The 17,028-nt window shown below is 64.9% G+C and carries 16 protein-coding genes; 9 read left to right on the plus strand and 7 right to left on the minus strand.

The window, feature by feature from the left end:
* The first annotated feature begins 137 nt into the window (after positions 1-137).
* From RPS27_RS39130 to RPS27_RS39140, 3 genes are all read left to right on the plus strand, one after another.
* Positions 138-1,256 (plus strand): hypothetical protein, encoded by a 1,119-nt coding sequence (locus tag RPS27_RS39130; RefSeq protein WP_212068829.1) that lies wholly within the window; start codon positions 138-140, stop codon positions 1,254-1,256.
* Between the two features lie 139 nt (positions 1,257-1,395).
* Positions 1,396-1,764, plus strand: coding sequence for a rhodanese-like domain-containing protein (locus RPS27_RS39135; RefSeq protein WP_194406358.1), 369 nt, complete (start codon positions 1,396-1,398; stop codon positions 1,762-1,764).
* An 83-nt stretch (positions 1,765-1,847) separates the two neighbouring features.
* A complete protein-coding gene (locus RPS27_RS39140) occupies positions 1,848-2,069 on the plus strand; it encodes a hypothetical protein (RefSeq protein WP_409517584.1) in 222 nt (73 codons plus the stop codon).
* A 261-nt stretch (positions 2,070-2,330) separates the two neighbouring features.
* Here the strand turns inward: RPS27_RS39140 and RPS27_RS39145 are convergent, their stop codons facing one another.
* Complete coding sequence (locus RPS27_RS39145; RefSeq protein WP_212068828.1) at positions 2,331-3,293, minus strand: helix-turn-helix domain-containing protein; 963 nt, start codon at positions 3,291-3,293, stop codon at positions 2,331-2,333.
* 246 nt (positions 3,294-3,539) lie between these two features.
* On the opposite strand from RPS27_RS39145, the gene RPS27_RS39150 reads away from it, so the two are divergent.
* The 5 genes from RPS27_RS39150 to RPS27_RS39170 all read left to right on the plus strand — a co-directional run bounded on the left by RPS27_RS39150 (position 3,540) and on the right by RPS27_RS39170 (position 10,330).
* Positions 3,540-4,511, plus strand: a complete 972-nt coding sequence (locus tag RPS27_RS39150) for an ABC transporter permease (RefSeq protein ID WP_194406356.1) — start codon at positions 3,540-3,542, stop codon at positions 4,509-4,511.
* 24 nt (positions 4,512-4,535) lie between these two features.
* The gene (locus tag RPS27_RS39155; RefSeq protein ID WP_194406355.1) at positions 4,536-5,552 is read left to right on the plus strand and encodes a sugar ABC transporter substrate-binding protein; all 1,017 of its coding nucleotides are present in this window, start codon (positions 4,536-4,538) and stop codon (positions 5,550-5,552) included.
* A gap of 76 nt (positions 5,553-5,628) precedes the next feature.
* Complete coding sequence (locus RPS27_RS39160; protein ID WP_313755087.1) at positions 5,629-7,746, plus strand: ABC transporter permease subunit; 2,118 nt, start codon at positions 5,629-5,631, stop codon at positions 7,744-7,746.
* On the plus strand, positions 7,743-8,837 hold the full coding sequence (locus RPS27_RS39165) for a hypothetical protein (RefSeq protein WP_313755088.1): 1,095 nt from the start codon (positions 7,743-7,745) through the stop codon (positions 8,835-8,837). Before RPS27_RS39160 ends, RPS27_RS39165 begins: the two co-directional genes overlap by 4 nt.
* Positions 8,834-10,330, plus strand: a complete 1,497-nt coding sequence (locus tag RPS27_RS39170) for a sugar ABC transporter ATP-binding protein (protein WP_212068825.1) — start codon at positions 8,834-8,836, stop codon at positions 10,328-10,330. Before RPS27_RS39165 ends, RPS27_RS39170 begins: the two co-directional genes overlap by 4 nt.
* Before the next feature lie 34 nt (positions 10,331-10,364).
* Here RPS27_RS39170 and RPS27_RS39175 read toward each other — a convergent pair whose 3' ends face one another.
* Positions 10,365-10,577, minus strand: coding sequence for a hypothetical protein (locus RPS27_RS39175; RefSeq protein WP_194406351.1), 213 nt, complete (start codon positions 10,575-10,577; stop codon positions 10,365-10,367).
* Between the two features lie 273 nt (positions 10,578-10,850).
* On the opposite strand from RPS27_RS39175, the gene RPS27_RS39180 reads away from it, so the two are divergent.
* On the plus strand, positions 10,851-11,126 hold the full coding sequence (locus RPS27_RS39180) for a hypothetical protein (RefSeq protein ID WP_212068824.1): 276 nt from the start codon (positions 10,851-10,853) through the stop codon (positions 11,124-11,126).
* Here RPS27_RS39180 and RPS27_RS39185 read toward each other — a convergent pair.
* The 5 genes from RPS27_RS39185 to RPS27_RS39205 form a co-directional block, all read right to left on the minus strand.
* A complete protein-coding gene (locus tag RPS27_RS39185; RefSeq protein ID WP_212068823.1) occupies positions 11,123-13,828 on the minus strand; it encodes an EAL domain-containing protein in 2,706 nt (901 codons plus the stop codon). The genes RPS27_RS39180 and RPS27_RS39185 overlap by 4 nt on opposite strands.
* Before the next feature lie 156 nt (positions 13,829-13,984).
* Positions 13,985-14,779, minus strand: coding sequence for an adenylate/guanylate cyclase domain-containing protein (locus RPS27_RS39190; RefSeq protein ID WP_211419662.1), 795 nt, complete (start codon positions 14,777-14,779; stop codon positions 13,985-13,987).
* A 134-nt stretch (positions 14,780-14,913) separates the two neighbouring features.
* Positions 14,914-15,855, minus strand: a complete 942-nt coding sequence (locus RPS27_RS39195; RefSeq protein WP_212068822.1) for a DMT family transporter — start codon at positions 15,853-15,855, stop codon at positions 14,914-14,916.
* Entirely contained in the window at positions 15,818-16,492 is a 675-nt protein-coding gene (locus RPS27_RS39200; protein ID WP_212068821.1) for an SDR family NAD(P)-dependent oxidoreductase, read from the minus strand. Before RPS27_RS39200 ends, RPS27_RS39195 begins: the two co-directional genes overlap by 38 nt.
* Before the next feature lie 27 nt (positions 16,493-16,519).
* On the minus strand, positions 16,520-16,996 hold the full coding sequence (locus tag RPS27_RS39205; RefSeq protein WP_212068820.1) for a redoxin domain-containing protein: 477 nt from the start codon (positions 16,994-16,996) through the stop codon (positions 16,520-16,522).
* Positions 16,997-17,028: the final 32 nt, after the last annotated feature.

The following is a 17,028-nucleotide window of genomic DNA, read 5'->3' on the forward strand; positions in this document are numbered from 1 at the left end:
TCGCAGGCCCCGCAAGCATCACGTCAGCTGTGAAACGAGATTGATCGCCCCGATTTCCGAGGTTTGCGCCTCACCCCGTCTTGCCTGTCCAAACCGCCCCGCTATTCTGATCTCATTGCTTCAACCAAGGACATTGCATGCGCATCCGGGCCGTCTGCCTCCTTCTCGCCGTCGCCGCCAACCTCACCCCGGCCGCCGCCCGCGACGCCAAGCGCTGTCCGCCGGACTTCAGTGTGGAGCACCGCCTGGACGCCGAGCAGAAGGCGGCCCTAAATCTCAATGCCCGCGAGCGCGCCGCCATCGAGGACCTTAAATACGCCACCATGGCGCCGATCAGGGAGAAGTACGACAAGCGGGAGATCGATCGCGACGAGTACAACCGCATCACCAAGCAGCGCGACGACGCGTTGCGCTGCATCGACGCCGACAACAACCTGAAGGACCAGCAGTCCTACTACACCGAGCAGACCAAGCTGATCGAGGCCGGCTGCAGCAAAGCTCCGGTCGACAAGATGTATGTCGGCTGGCTGAAGGAGGGCGAAGAGCGCAAGGCCAAGGCCTGCGCCAAGGCCGATCTCGAATATCTGGCCCAGATGGTCAAGCAGCTCAAGGAGATCCAGGCCGACAAGCTCGCCAAGGAGGAGAAGTCGACCCCTGCCGTCAAGACCGTCGATGCCAGCCAGAAGAGCGCGCCGTTCTGCGAACAGATTCGCGCCGTGGCGGGCCACGCGGCCAACCTGTTCGCCGGCATCACGAAGGAAAAGAAAGAGAAGTGGTTCATCGAGCCTGGCACCCTCGGCAGCAAGGGCGTCAAGATCAGCGACATCGCGGCGATCGACGAATACGCCACCCCGATCACCGTCTCGCAGGACTTTCTTGCATCCAAGCCGGAATGCGCCATCGAAGTCGGCACCGAAAAGGACATCACGCTCCGCATCGTTCCGACCTACGAATGCGATTGGCAATACGACAAGACCAACCGCCGCGAGCTCGAGCAGCGCACCGACCGCCTGCTCAATCTCGTCCGCGGCTGCTTCGGATCGATCAAGGAGGACGGCGAGTTCTACCGGCACCAATTCGTCGGCGACGAAATGGTCGCCGTGTCGGGGGATCTTCATTATGGCGAGGGCAAGCCGTCCCGCATCTATCTGAAGATCGCCAAGCACACGCCGGCCGAGGACCGCGCCTGCATCAACTACGGCTTCCAGCACAAGGAGCAGGACAAGAAGCTCTGCATGTCCCGGCTAAAGCCCTGATGAGGGCGAACGATTGAAGGCATCGGACAGAGGATGAGCGGGTGAAGTCGATCATTCGCTCGCGACGGTCCTCCAACAGGAGGAGGCGCGGCACGACCGATGTGCTATCGTCCGCCCAGCCCCTCACCGGAGACACCCCATGCCCACCAGCGTCAAGCAAATGCTCGAAGCCGCCAACGCGGCGGTGCCCAAGATCACGTCGGAGCAGGCCGCCGAGATGATCAGGAACGGCAACACGCTCGTCGTCGACGTTCGCGACGCGCCGGAGGTCGCCGCCAGCGGCAAGATCGAGGGCGCAGTGCACGTCTCGCGCGGGATGCTGGAGTTTCGGGCGGATCCGGAATTGCCCTCTCATGACAAGGCGTTCGACAAGAGCAAGAGCGTCATTCTCTATTGCGCGTCCGGCGGACGGTCTGCGCTGGCCGGCAAGCTGCTGAAGGATCTGGGCTACGAGAAGGTCTACAACCTCGGGGGCTTCAAGGACTGGACGGGGCCGGTCGAGAAATAGCGGATCACGCGCCGCGGTTCGTGGCAACGATTGGCCTTCAGGCGTGTTGTTCCCCAGGAGAGAGGGACGCAGCGAGGCGCGCCATGACCAAACCTACCATGAGCAAACCCACCATGACCAACCCTACCGCCAAGGATACCGGACTGACACCCGACGACTTCCCGATCGAAGCCGACAAGGACAAGCTCAGGACGCACAAGGGCGAGCCGGTCGCCTTGGCCGAGTCGGAGGAGATCGCGGACCAGATCGCCGAACGGCTCAACGAGCACGCGCACCGGGAAGAGCAGGACCGCTGGTCGGCGTAAAGCGCGCCGAGGCAACGGACAAGAATAGGAACAGAGCCGCCGCGCCAGGCATTGAGCCGCGCCGGGTTTTTGGAACCCCGGTAAACGGCAGCCTCGGCGCGAAGTCCCGCCCCCTGACCAGCGCCGAGGCCGCCTGATCCCAGGCACAGGAGCGGAGCGGCAGACGCAAGGCGGCCAACAGGCCGTGCCGGGCTCCGGCTCGACGGGCGCGAGCCGCAAATAGGAGATTCGGCCGGCCTGCGCGTTGCGCCCAGACGCGCCCTACTCCATCGACATCGTCTGCCGCCGGCGCAGCTCGGATGGGCTGTGGCCGAACTTCCGGCGAAACACCGTGCTGAAATGCGACGAACTGCTGAAGCCCAGGCGATAGGCGATCTCGGTCACCGACAGCGCGCGCAGCTCCGGGCGCATCAGCGCGTCGTAGCAGCGCTGCAGGCGGCGGTTCAAAATCCATTCCGACACCGACATCTCGGTCGATCGAAACAGATAATGCAGATGCCGGAGCGAGACGCCGTTGTTTCTGGCGATCTTCTCCAGCGACAGGTCAGGCTCGGTCAGGTGCTCCTCGATCCAGGCCTTGACGGAGCGCAGCCGCGCGTTCCGCGCCGTCGCATCTTCCGAGAACTCGTCCTTGTCGCCCATGTCGAGCGCGAGCGCCAGAACGTCCATCAGCTCGTGACCGAGCCGCCCGCGCGCAGCCTCCTCCAGGCTTGAAGCCTCCGCGGCAAGCAGCGCGCAGAATTCGGCAGCGATCCGCCCCAGGCCCCGCCCCGTCGCGATCGTCGCCGCGAGCGGCATCTTGCCTTCGGCGAAGCGCGATGAAAATTCCTTGCGCGGGATTTCCAGGTACAGCGACCTAAACTGGTTCGAGCATTCGAGATCATAGGCATCGGACGCCGAAAAGATCGCGCCGATGCCCGGGCTGGTCACGAGGGTCTGACCGGCCTGGAGCACGTCCATGCTGCCCTGTTGCAGAAACTGGACGTAGTAACAATCCTTGTCGAGCTTGGCGATGTGCCGCTCGCGCCGCGAGATGCGCTGCTCCGACAGGAAGACGTCGCTCATCGTGACAGGGCCAAATTGCGCCTCGCGGATAAAGCCCTGGTAGTCGGCCGGCTTCACCGCGTTCACGTCGACATGAACGTAGTGGTCGCAGATGGCGTCCTGCCAGGCGGCGAAGCGCTTGGCGGGGTCCAGCTCCTCGGTCGTGAACACGAGATCCATCGGCGGCCCGTCGCAGCGAGATTTACCTGTGCAGCGCACAAAAGCTTGTCGGCCTCGATCTTAGGTTCCCGTCAGCTTCACGCAAGACTCTTTGCGCGCCAGCGCAAAAGGTTTGCGCGTTCAAGCAAGCCGCGCTGAGGCCTCTCGCCTATCAAGCGCAAAACAAATCTTGGACGGAGGGAGGCACGCGCGCGGGAAGACGGCGATCCCGCACGCGCGATGCCGATCCCTAGGGGATGGCAAGCGATGACGCGCGTTCGGATCAGCCAGCAGGAGATCGTGTTTGCGGTCTTCGCCGTCCTCTTCCTGAGCTTCTCGATCTTCCTCAACGGCTTTCTCTCCGCCGACAACATGCTGACATTGCTGCAGAACGTGGCAGTGCTCGGCATCCTTGGCCTCGCCATGGCGATCGTGGTGATCGGCCGCGGCATCGACCTGTCGCTGATCGCAGCGCTCGCGGTCCCCGGCGGCCTCGTTCTGCAGATGGTGCAGAACGGCCATTCGCTGCCGGCTTCGCTGCTGTCGGCCGGCCTGCTGTCGATCGCGATCGGTCTCGTCAACGGCTGGCTGATCGCCTATGCGGAAGTGCCGCCTCTGTTCGCGACGCTGGCGACCGGCCTGTTCGTCGCGGGTCTCGGCCAGGCCGCGCTCTTCCAGCTCGACGTCGTGCAATGGAGCGACCAGATGGCCGGGTTCGAGCGGCTCGGCCAGGGCAGCATCCTCGGCATCCCCACATCGATCGTCATGTTCGCAATCGCCTGCGTGGTGGTCTTCATCCTGCTGCGCAAGACGCGCTGGGGCGCCTATATCTACGCGATCGGCGACAACCCGTTCGCGGCGCGCGTCACCGGCATCCCGACGCGGCCCATCATCGTGCTGCAATACGTCCTTGCGGCGCTGATCGGCTGCTTCGCCGGCCTCGTGATGGCGGCGTCCGTCAACTCCATGCCGACGCGCATCTTCAACTCGACGCTGATCTACGACGTCATCCTCGTCGTCGTGCTCGGCGGCATCGGCCTGTCGGGCGGACGCGGCGGCGTCGTCAATGTCATCATCGGCACGCTGCTCATCGGAACGATGCTGAACGGAATGACGATCCTGAACATTCCCTATGCCGGCCAGAACCTCATCAAGGGCCTCGTGCTCCTGATCGCTGTCATCACCGACACGTTCCTCAACCCACGCAACGAAGAAACGGCCCAACAGGGCGACATCTGATCTGCCCCAACAAGGAGGAAGACAATGGCCTGCATGAATAAGTTCGCGCTTGGAAGTCTCGCCGCATTGGCGCTTGCAGCCGGCACGGTCCCGGCCCTCGCCCAACAGGGCCTCGACGAGCCGTTTCAGAAGACCTTCCGGGAAGCGCTGGCCGGCAAGACCGTCGCCTACGTTCCGGTCGCGATGAACTTCGACCTGACGGAAGGCTGGTACGCGGGGCTCAAGAAGGAGCTCGAGCCGTTCGGCGTCAAGTTCGTGATCCGCGATCCCAACTGGAATACCAATGCGGGCGCACAGGCCGTCACCTCGCTGATCTCGGAGAAGCCGGCGGTGATGGTGATCCACAATCCCGACGTCCAGACCTACGCAAAACTGCTGCAGCGCGCGGAGAACGAGGGCATCTACGTCATCCAGATCAACATGGGCTCGGCCTATCGCAGCTCGGCCTTCGTCGGCGCCAACTGGATCGAGATCGGCGAGCGGCAGACCGAAGGCGTGGTGAAGGCCTGCCAGGGCAAGTCGAACAAGATCGCCATCATCCAGGGCGCGCTCTCCGCGGCGGCCAGCGCCTATACGCTCAAGGGCGTCGAGAACATCCTCGCCAAGCACCCCGAGATCAAGGTCGTCTCCAGCCAGGCCGCCGACTGGGATGCCGCGAAAGCCAAGGCGATCACCCAGACGGTGCTGAAGCAGAACCCTGATCTCTGCGGCATCGTCGGCTTCTGGGACGGCATGGACATCGGCACCGCCGCGGCGATCAAGGAAGCCGGCCTGACCGGCAAGGTGTTCCTGGCGACTTCAGGCGGCGGCGAGCGCAAGGGCGCGTGCGAGCTCGTGAAGAACGGCTCGTTCGATCTCAACATGAGCTACGACGTGCCGACGCAGGCAGCGCAGATGGCCGGCACGATCAAGTGGCTGTTGTCCTCGGGCGCCAAGCCGGGTTCGGTCAAGGGCTCCGAGTACACCACGCTGATTCCGATCACCAAGGAGAACGCCGACACCCAGACGGCGTGCTGGAATCTCTCCGACCTCAAGAAGTGATCGCAACCGACGGCGCGCGTTCCGCCCCTTCGGGCGCGGAGCGCGCAACCCTGCTCATGGAATCAGCGGAAGGCAGATGCGCGAGACACTGACGAGGCTCCGATATCGCTACTGGCCGGACCATCTCCTTGGCGAGATCCTGTCCAAACGATGGACCGAAACCGCCATTCCGGTGATCCTGCTGCTGATCGTCGGCTTCGCGCTCAGCCGTTCGCTCGAGCACTTCCTGTCGCCGTCGAGCCTCGCCGACACCGCGCGGCAGGCCGGCGAGATCGGCTTCATCGGGCTCGGCATGGCGCTGGTCGTCATCGTCGGCGGCATCGACCTGTCGGTCGGATCGATCTTCGCACTGACGGATTTTTGCGCGCTCTATTTGCTCGACGTGCTCAATTGGCCGGTCCCCGCCGTGGTGGTCGTCACCATGATCGTCGGCGGGCTGCTCGGCGCCGTCAACGGCGTGCTGATCGGCTATCTCAGGCTGCGCGCCTTCATCACCACGCTGATCACGCTGATCATCTACCGCTCGGCCTACGATCTGCTGATCCAGCGCTATTCCAACGCCATCGCCTCCGCCTTCCCCGACATTCCGTCATGGGACTTCATCGGCGGCGGAACCGTGCTCGGCATCCCCAGCGTCGCGCTGGTCTACATCGTGATCGCGATCTTCGGCCACGTCTTCCTGACGCGGTTGCGGCCGGGCTGGCACATCACCGCGATCGGCGGCTCGCGGCGTTCGGCCTATAATTCCGGAATCCCCGTCCGCCGCACCATCGCGCTCTGCTATGTCGCGAGCGGCGTGCTGACCAGCATCGGCGCGCTGTTCTTCGCCGCCCGGCTCGGCACCGTCGGCGGCGACATCGGCGTCGGCCTCGAGGTGATCGTGCTGACCGCAACCGTGCTCGGCGGCATCACGCTCGGCGGCGGCAAGGGGTCGGTGGTCAAGTCGATGGCCGGCGTGCTCGTCGTCCTCCTCGTCACCAACGGCCTGACCGCCATGAACGCGCGCGGCGGCGTCAACCGCATGGCGCTCGCGACGATCCTGCTGGCGGCCGCGATGGTCGACATCCGCTGGCAGAAGAACCGAACCCGCATCATCAGCAAGGTCTATGTCGCCCCGACCTACCACGCGCTGCCGCCACCGCCGCCGACCGAGATCGGCAAGGGCGGACCGTTCGAGCAGAACGACAGGCTGCGCGACGTCTCCCTGATCGGGCTCGGCCGGATCGAGGCGCCCGAGGACGTCATCCTCGATCGCAACGACGTGCTCTATGCGGGATCGCGGCACGGCGACATCATCCGTTTCTTCCCGCCGGACTACGAGCGGATGGAGGTGTTCGCGCATATCGGCGGCCAGCCGCTCGGCATGGCCTTCGACAAGCACGACAATCTCTATGTCTGCATCGGCGGCATGGGCCTCTACTGCATCAAGCCCGACGGCACCGTGGAGAAGGCCACCGACGAGACCAACCGCAGCCTCTATTCCGTGAACGACGACAGCCGCCTGCGGCTCGCCGACGATCTGGACATCACCGACGACGGGCTGATCTTCTTCTCAGAGGCCACCGTTCGCTACGAGATGGACGAGTGGCCGGTCGACGGGCTGGAAGCGCGCGGCAACGGCCGCATCATCTGCTACGACACCAAGACCGGCACCACCCATACCGCGCTGCGCGGCCTCAAATTCCCGAACGGCGTCGCGGTCGCGAGCGACGGGCAATCCATCCTGTTCGCGGAGACGTTCGGCTGCTCGATCAAGCGCTACTGGTTCGCAGGCCCGAAGAAGGGCGACGTCGAGATCGTCATGGACAACCTGCCGGGCTATCCCGACAACATCAACCTCGCCTCGGACGGCAATTACTGGCTGGCGCTGGTCGGCATGCGCAGCCCGTCGCTCGACCTTGCCTGGAAGATGCCGGGCTTCCGCCGGCGCATGGCCAAGCGGGTGCCCGTCGACGAATGGCTATTCCCGAACATCAACACCGGCTGCGTCGTCAAGTTCAACGAGCAGGGCAAGATCCTTGAATCGTTCTGGGACCTCAGGGGTCTCAACCATCCCATGATCACCTCGATGCGCGAGCATCGCGGCTATCTCTATCTCGGCGGCATCGCCAACAACCGCATCGGCCGCTTCAAGCTCGACAATGCCGATCCGAACTTCGTGCAATATGACAAGCGCTGGGGGACGTCGTCGTGATCGCCGCACTCAGCGAATTCGCCAACCGATTCCTCGGCCGCGGCGAGGCGGCCATCACCGTCCCGTCGTTCGACGGGGCGTTGAAGCCTAACCAGGCGCTCGAGCAGGCGGAGACCCTGCTCGAATGCGAAGCGCCGGAAGATCTCGCCACCGACGGCACCTCGGTGCTGCTTGCCGATGGCGTGCGGCTGACGCGCCTATCCGGCAACGCGGCAACGACGGTTCGGACCTTTGAGCGGCCGATCTCCGCGCTGGCATCCTTGCCCGGAGGACGCCTCGCCGTCGCGCTCGGCGGCACGGAAGTCCGGCTCTACGACAATGTCGCGGCGGAGACGCCCACGGCCACATTCTCGCAAGGGCTGCACGCCGTCAACGCGCTCGCGCCCGCGGCCGACGGGACGTTGATCGCAACGGACGGATCGTCGTTGCGCGGTGTCGGCGACTGGGCGCGCGACCTGATGGAGCTCGGCAAGACAGGCAGGGTGCTGCGGCTCGATCCGAAGTCGGGCGCGATCACGCAGCTTGCCGGCGGATTGGGCTATGCTTTCGGCGCGGTGGCGAGCGACGGCAGCGTCCTCGTCAGTGAAAGCTGGCGGCATCGCCTGGTCTCGATCGCGCCGGACGGAACCCACGAAGATCTGCTGCGGCACCTGCCCGTCTACCCGTCCCGGCTTTCGCCGGCCCGCGGCGGCGGTTTCTGGCTCACCGCCTTCACCGCACGCACCCAGCTCGTCGAGTTCGTGCTGCGCGAGCCTGCCTATCGCCGCCGCATGATCGCGGAGATCGACCCGGAGTTCTGGGTGGCGCCGCGCCTGCGCTCCGGCTATTCCTTCAAGGAGCCGCTGCAGGGCGCGCACATCAAGACCATGGGCGTGATGAAGCCCTGGGCGCCGCCGCGGTCATACGGTCTCGTCATCCGCCTCGCAGCCGACGGCTCGCCGCGCACCTCGCTGCATAGCCGCGCCGACGGCGTCAACCACGGCATCGTCGCCGCCGTCGAATGCGGCAGCGATCTCGTGATGATCGCAAAGGGACCCGGGCGCGTCATCAGGCTGCCGCTGGCCTCGCTCGGCGAGGAGGCCCGCTCATGAACGACCTGGTCCTGTCGCTGTCGAAGGCGACCAAGCTTTACGCCGGCGTGCCCGCCATCGACGGCGTCGATTTCGACCTGCGGCGCGGCGAGATCCATGCGCTGGTCGGCGAGAACGGCGCGGGCAAGTCGACGCTGACGAAAGTCATGGCCGGCGTCGTGACGCTGACATCCGGCGGCATGAGCGTCGACGGCGTCGAGGTCACCCCGAGGACTCCGCTGGAGGCGCGCAATCTCGGCATCGCCATGGTGTTCCAGGAGAACAGCCTGGTGCCGACGATGACGGTGGCGCAGAACCTGTTCCTCGGCCAGGAGAAGTTCTACAACCGCCTGCGCGGCATCTACATCGCGGCCCAGCAATTCCTGCAATCGCTCAACTTCGACGTGACGCCGACGGCGACGGTCGGCGGCCTGGGGGCGGCCAAGAAGCAGATGGTCGAGATCGCGCGCGCCGTCCTGCACAGGGCCAAGGTGATCATCTTCGACGAGCCGACGGCGACGCTGACGCCGGAGGAGAAGAAATACTTCTTCGACCTGGTCAAGGACCTGAAGCGGCGCGGGGTCTCCATCATCTTCATCTCGCATGCGCTCGAAGAGGCGCTGTTGCTTGCCGACCGCATCACGGTGCTGCGCGACGGCAAGCATGTGGTGACGGACGATGCCTCCCGCTTCGACCGGGCGCGTATCGTCCAGGCGATGGTGGGGCGGGATCTCTCCAACACGCTCTACGGCGCGCGCAAGACGCAAATCCGCCCTTCGGGCAAGCGGGTGCTGACGGTGCAGAACCTGAAGATGGCGCCGATGGTGAAGAACAATTCGCTGTCGGTGTTCGCAGGCCAGATCACCGGCGTGTTCGGCCTCGTCGGCGCCGGGCGCACCGAGACCTTCAAGATCGTCGCAGGCGTCATGAAGCGCGACTTCTTCCATGGCGGCGAGGTGATCCTCGGAGACAAGCCGGTGCGCTACCGCGTTCCCGCCCCGGCGGTGCAGGCGGGCATTGCCTACGTGACCGAGGACCGCAAGGTCGAAGGGTTCTTCGAGACCGCATCGATTGCGCGCAACATCTATCTCGGCCTGCTCGCCAAATTTCCCAGGGGACGCGCCTGGCTGTCGCGACGCGAAAGCACGGCGACCGGAAAGTCGTGGATCGAGCGCCTCAAGGTGCGCGCCATCGGCGACGAGGCCAAGGTCGTCGAGTTGTCCGGCGGCAACCAGCAGAAGGTCGTGATCGCCAAATCGCTAATCCAGGATCCGGAGCTGATCATATTCGACGAGCCGACGCGGGGCGTCGATGTCGGGGCCATCGTCGAGATTCACGAGCTGATCAACTCACTGGCCGACAAGGGCAAGGCGGTGGTCGTGATTTCCTCCTACCTGCCGGAGATCATGGCGCTGTCGGACCGCATCCTGGTGTGCAGGCAAGGCAAGGTCGTCGAGGAGTTCTCCGCGCTGGAGGCGACGGAGGAAGCCATCATGTACGCGGCGATCCATTGACGGTTTCCCGCGCGGGCGTCGCGACGCGACCGGATCAGGCGGAACGCGGCCTCGCGGCGGGCTGCGCATGTCGCTCATTCAGCAGCCTGCCGGTTGCGCTGTTGACGAAGTGCAGCGACATGCAGGCCGGGCATCGCACGGGCACATAACTGTCGGCCGACGCCGAACTCTCGGATCGCTCGTCATCGATCCGATGCTGGACGTTTATGCCGGTGCGCGGGCACCTGAAGAGGATCTGGCGGTGCATGCTCCTCTTATCCTCCGGAACCGCCGTCGGCGAAATTCCGGACGATTCCCTACGGAGCTTTCCCAGGTTTGCGATGGGTCAATGCGAGCCATCCGGCCGCGCCTATGCTCGAGGTGGCATCAGGCGCGCTGTCGCCCGGTGCCGCACGAAGCGGGGCCCGGACTCCTAGGCACTCCGGGCGCCGCTTCGGAAGAAGGGCTAGCCGCTGGACAGAGCAGGCACGCCCGCAAGCAACAGGCCACCATCGGGACCGCCTCGACCAGGAGAGCAGCCATGATGTCCGCCAATTTCGACGATCTCTCCGCGGCCGTGCGCTACGCGCTCGAGACGACGCGTGCGACCATAGCCTGCCCTTTCCATGATGAGGTCATCATCCGCGTCGGCGACGACGCTGCCGAGAGCCATGCCTACGAACGCGCCAAGCGAATCCAGAAGAGCGACGGGACGCCGTTCGAGGCCGACGCCCTCAGGGAAGAAATCGGCCATCAGCTCGCGAGCGCCGCGGACGGCCGATGCCCGAAATGCGACCGGACCGGTCCGGACGGCTAGAGCGCTCTGCGCCGCGATCGCCGTTCAGGATGCCGCTCGCCTTCGGGCGTTCTTGCCGGCCTGGACGGCACGAGGCTGCTGGGCCGCCCGATCAGATATCCCTGCATCTCGTCGCAGCCTTCCTGGATCAGGAGCGACATCTGCGTGTTGGTCTCGATACCTTCCGCCAGGACCGGCACGCCGAGCCCGTGGGCGAGGCCGATCACGGCCCGTACGATGGCCAGCGATCGCTCGCTCTGGCCGAGCGAGGCGACGAAGGATCGATCGATCTTGATGCGGTCCAGCGGAAACGCTTCGAGGTACGACAGCGACGAATAGCCGGTTCCGAAATCGTCGAGCGCGATCAGGATGCCCAGCGCCTTGAGCGATTGCATCGTCCTCTTGGCGCGCGGCATGTCCTCGATCAGGACGCCTTCGGTGATTTCGAGCTCGAGACGCGCGGCCGGAAGTCCGCTGTCCCGCAGCGCCCTGCGGACCTGGCCGTCGAGGTTTTCCCGACGAAACTGCGCCGCGGAGACGTTGACGGCCACCCGGAGCGGCTGATCCCAGGACGCCGCCTCCCGGCACGCTTCCATCAGGACCCAGTCGTCGATCTGCGCGATGGAGCCGCTCTGCTCCGCGATCGGAATGAACTCGCCGGGAGGAATGATCCCGCGCGCCGGATGCCGCCAGCGCACCAGCGCCTCATAGGCCATGAGCGTGCCGTCCCGATGCTGCTGCGGCTGATACTCCAGATAGAGCTCGCCGCGCTCGACGGCATTGCGCAAATCGTGCTCCAGCGCCCGGCGATCCCGCAGCTGCTGGTCCATCGCGCTGGTGAACAGGCGGATGGCTCCCCGGCCGTCGTGCTTGGCGCGATACAGCGCGGCATCCGCGTTCGCAAGCAGTGAAACGGAATTGTCGGCGTCTCTCGGATACAGCGCGATGCCGACGCAGAGATCGATCTTCAGCGCATGGCCGTCGACCTCGATCGGGTGCTCGAACTGAGCCCGCATCCTGGTGGCAAGCAGCTCTGCCGTTGCCGGCAGCGGCGACCGGTCGATGATGCCGATGAACTCGTCGCCGCCGACGCGCGCCACGTAGGATCCTTGCGCGGCGTCCTGCAGGCGCCGCGAGGCTTCGCAGAGCACGGCGTCGCCGACGGCATGGCCGAAACGGTCGTTGATCGCCTTGAAGTGATCGAGATCGATGCAGAGCACGGCGAAGGGGCTGTCGGTGATCTCCGCGCGTTCGATCGCCGCGCCGAGATGCTGGTCCAGAGCGGCCCTGTTGGGCAGTTCCGTCAGCGCATCGTGACACGCGAGATAACTCACCCTCTGCTGCGCCCGATTGCGCTCCGTCACGTCGAAGGCGACGCAGACATGGGCGGACTGTCCCTCATAGGCGAGCGGCCGGGATTCGATCACGACCTCGATCGCCTCGCCGCCGGCGGTCCTGTGCAATTCGCAGTCGCGCTCGGCGCCGGCTTGCTGCTCGCCATAGGCGAGCTGATGCTCGGACAGCGCGAGGAGATCCTGGCGGGAATAGCCGTAATGCCGGCACATCGCACCATTCACGGCAATGAGCCGGCGCGTCTTCGCATCGACCACCCACATCGGAAGCGGGTTCTCTTCGAAGAGCAGGCGGAAAGAGGCTTCCGCCTCCGCGAGTGCTCTCTCGGTGCGATGGCGCTCCGTGATGTCCTCGTGGGTCGCGACCCAGCCCTTCCCCTCCATCGGGCGATGCCGGATCCGCACGATCCGCCCGTTGGTCAATTCCACGGTCGTGTCCGAATTCGCAGCGATCACCGGATCGCTGTTGCGCCAGGCCAGATAGTCCTGCTTCGACATCTTCGGTGCGCTGCCGGCCGAATAGCGGAGATCGACGATGTCGTTCAGCTTCATGCCCGGCCGGACCAGTTTCGGATCGAGATCGTAGACCTCGAGATATTGCCGGTTGCAGACGATCAGGCGCTGGTCGTCGTCGAAGAAGCAGAGGCCCTGGGACATGTTGTTGAGCGCCCTGTCGAAGCGCTCCGCGAACGCGGTCGCAATCTGCTCTGCGGCCCGGGCGCGGTCACCCTCCTCGGACAGCCGTCCGTGGGTTTCGACCAGATTCACGAAGGAGCGGAAATTGGTGTTGATCATCCGGGCGAGCAGGACGAGCAGCGCCAGCAGATTGATCCCGACCGAGACCAGCATGCCGTCGCCGGAGAACAGCAGCAGCGTCGCTATCGGTGCACCCGCGATCAGCATCGTCAGCCGGGACGACGGCGGGAAGCTGCCGAGGCAGTAAGCCGTTCCGACGCAGCCCATGAAGAGCAGCAGGGAGACCGACACGCGCAGGCCGGGATCGACCACCATGAACAGCGCGAGGATCCAGATCACGAAGCTGGAGCTTAGCACCACCGTGGCGAGACGAACCTTTGCGAGCTCCCGGTACGCTTCCTCCGCGGTGAAATCGGCCTTCTTCAGCCGGAGCCACTGGGCCAGCCGAAACAGACAGGCCGCCAGCAGAGCGGCTGGCAACGCAAATCGCAGCCATGCCGAGACCGTGTCCGGAAGCAGCAGCCCTACGCTGATGCTGTTGACCAGAAGCGCGGCATAAAGCACCGGCACCTGCTCGCGGAGCACGCGGAACTGCTCGACGAGCAGCGAACGGCCGAGCGGATCGGTCGTATCACCGATCGCGAAAGCGTCACCAAGCCGCGCGAAGAAACCCATCGAGATTGTCCCAGCCACGTCAAAGGCTAGAACAGAGAGGCGAAGGACCCGTAAAGGCGCTTGGTGTCTCCGGCCTTAACGCGGCGATCGCGAATCCGAAGAAGCCAGTCGCTTCAACGAGTTCCGCGCGCGGCGCGGGGGCTTCGTCGGTTCCACTCAATCCTCGACCCGGTACAGCCGCCACCGCGCCGGAACGCCCTTGAGCTGGTGCACGCCGTGGTCCCTGAAGCGGATCTCGGATCGCGCCATCAGGTCCTTGACCGCGCTCGAGACCAGGACCTCGCCGGCGCGCGCCTTGGCGGCGACGCGCGTGCCGATGTGGAACGCGAGACCGACCATCTCGCCCCCGCTGACGCTATACTCGCCCGCATGCAGCCCGACCCTGATGTCGAGCCCCAGCGTGCGCACGGCCTTCTGGATCGCGGTCGCGCAACGGATGCCGGATGCCGGCGCCTTGAATGTCGCCAGCACACCATCGCCGGTCGTCACCACTTCCTTGCCGCGCGTGCTCTTCAACTCCTTGCGGACCGCCGCGTAATAGTGGCCCATGATTTTCGTCCAGCGCGCATCGCCGAGCTTCGCGGCCTTTTCGGTGGAGCGGACGATATCGACGATCAGGATGGTGGCGAGCGCCTGCTTGAGCTCGGCGCTGCGCTCGGCCGATCGGCGCCGGGGCGCGATCGGTCCGGCCAGCGGTTCATAGCGATGGCTGCGGCGCCGGGCGATCGCGGCCTTGGCATAGTCCTGGGCGCGCTGCACCGTGCCGCAGCGAACCGTCTTCTCCTGCGGCAGGCGCGTCCAATAGACCCTTCGCCCGTCGCCGGCGCCATGGACCTCCACGGCGCCCCACTTCAGGAAGACCACCGAGCCAGCGCGCCGGACGCACCACGCCTTCGACGTGTATCCCGACACGTTCGACTGAAGGACTCCGATGCGTAGGAATTTTGGCATGTCGGTGCAGCTGATCGTAGGTCCTTGGGACTGGCCGAGGGCGAAGCGTAGTTGCACATTTCAGCGTTGGCAACAGACCAACTGCCGTGCGCCCTCCCCGAGCAACGGCTCGCAGTCGACCTGGACCTCGCCGATCATCCTCTCCGCGTCGGCGCAATCGTCAGACGGATTCCGATCGCGGTCAGTGCCACCCCCGCGACGAGAGAAGCATTGATCGGCTCCTTCAGCACCCATGCGGAAATCAGTAGCCCCACGCTGGGTGTCGCCAACAGCGCCATCGACATGGTGCTAGCGGCAAAGCGACGGCCGGCCTCGACCACGGCCCAATAGGCGAACGCGGTTGCGATCGGTGCTACGTAGAGAAGCGTGGCCGCGCCAAGCGGCGATATTGTTGGCGGGGCTCCCTCGACAGAGATCGCGATGGGAAGGAGCAGGATTGCCGCGATGAGCATTTGCCAAGGGGCAAGGCTCAACGCCGAAGAGGTGAAGCGACGCCCCCGTACGGTCACGATGGTGATGGCCCACGCCGTTGCGGCGCCCATCAGCATCGCGTAGGCCAGGGTTTGCCTGCCGAGGACGACAAAGGACGGCGAGGCGATAACGGCAGTTCCTGCACATCCGACCAACACGCCCGCCACCGCCTTCGGCCTCAGATCTTCACCCAGCCGCCAGGCCGCAAGCGGCGCGACCACGATAGGTGTGGCAAAGGCCAGCACGGACGCGCGCCCCGGCGGCAGGATCGTCAGGGCGAGACCGGTGAGCGCCGAATACGCCGCCATTTGAAGCGCGCCCGAAATGACGACGAAGGGGACATCAGCGGGCGGCGGCAACGCAAGCTCACCCCGCGCAACCAGCACTGCGAACAGGATGAGCGCCGCGATCGCATAACGCAGAAAGCCATACCAGATCGGTGGAATCTGTCCGACACCAATCTTGATGGCCGGCCAACTGACGGCCCAAATCAACACCAGGGACAGCAATAACAGCCAGTCGCGCGGCTTTGGGGCGACGGCTCGGATTGCTGCGGCGGTCGGCGATCTAGAATTTTTCACTGGACGGCCGCAGGTCGAGCTCATGGGTCCACGCGCTGCGGGCCTGCCGGTGCAACTGATAATAGCTCTGTGCGATCGCCGCAGGCTGAAGCAGGGTCTCCGAGGAATCATCCTCCTGCGCGATCATGCCGTCGAGGATGACGTGGGCCACATGAATGCTCTTTGGGCCCAGCTCGCGAGCCATTGCCTGTGCCAGCCCGCGCAGGGCGAATTTCGGAGAGGCAAACGCCGCAAATCCGGCGCCGCCGCGGACCGATCCGGTTGCACCGGAGTAAATGATCGTTCCGCCTCCGCTCTCCAACATGGACGTCGCCGCGGCACGCCCGACCAAGAACCCGGCAAAGCAACCCGTGCGCCACGCCTGCTCGAACAAAGCCTCGGAAATGTCGAGAATTCCTCCGCGATCCCATATGCCGACGTTGAACACGACGAGGGCTGGCGGTCCAAGTTCGCCCCGCACGCGTTCGAACACCAATTTGACCTGCTCAGCGTCCGTGGCATCGCAAGAGTAACGGCGAACCAGATCGCGTTGGGGCTCGCCCGCACCGCCACTGCGCGAGACCGCAGCCACGCGCATGCCCTCATCCGCAAAGCGCGCAACGAGCGCGTTGCCCAATCCGGCACCCGCGCCAACAACAATGGCGATCTCATTTGTGGTCATGTCCGGGTCTCCTGATTTCAGTCGGCGTCACGCCTTGGATTTCACGTAACGGACGAAGCCGATGACGTCCTCGGCGACGAGCCGTCCGATAGCGCCGCTGGAATAGACGGCCGTGATCACCCTTCCCATTGGGTCGAGAACAAAGCCGGTGGATTGCAGATAGCGCGGGCTTTCGTTGACATAGGCTCCGGTCACCGCAGCGATCCTATCGACATCGGCGCGATAGCCGACCGCAAAGTTCAGCCTATGCTTTTCGACTAGCGTCGCTGCGTCGATCTTGTCGTCGACGGACATGGCAATGACCTTGATTGCGAGCTCGTCGAGCTTCTCCTTCGCGCGCGCAAAGGCCGAAAGCTGCGCATTGCAATAGGGGCACCACGACCCGCGGTACATCAGAACCACGCCGTAGTGGCCTGACAGGTGGGGCGCGACCGAAACGGCGCCGTCGGTGACCGTATCGAGCGTCAGAACCGGAAAGGCATCGCCATTGTTGAGACGGGACATTCTTGTCTTCTCGAAAAAGTGGACTATTTAGT

It is taken from the genome of Bradyrhizobium sp. WYCCWR 12699 (assembly GCF_032144035.1).
GTDB lineage: Bacteria > Pseudomonadota > Alphaproteobacteria > Rhizobiales > Xanthobacteraceae > Bradyrhizobium.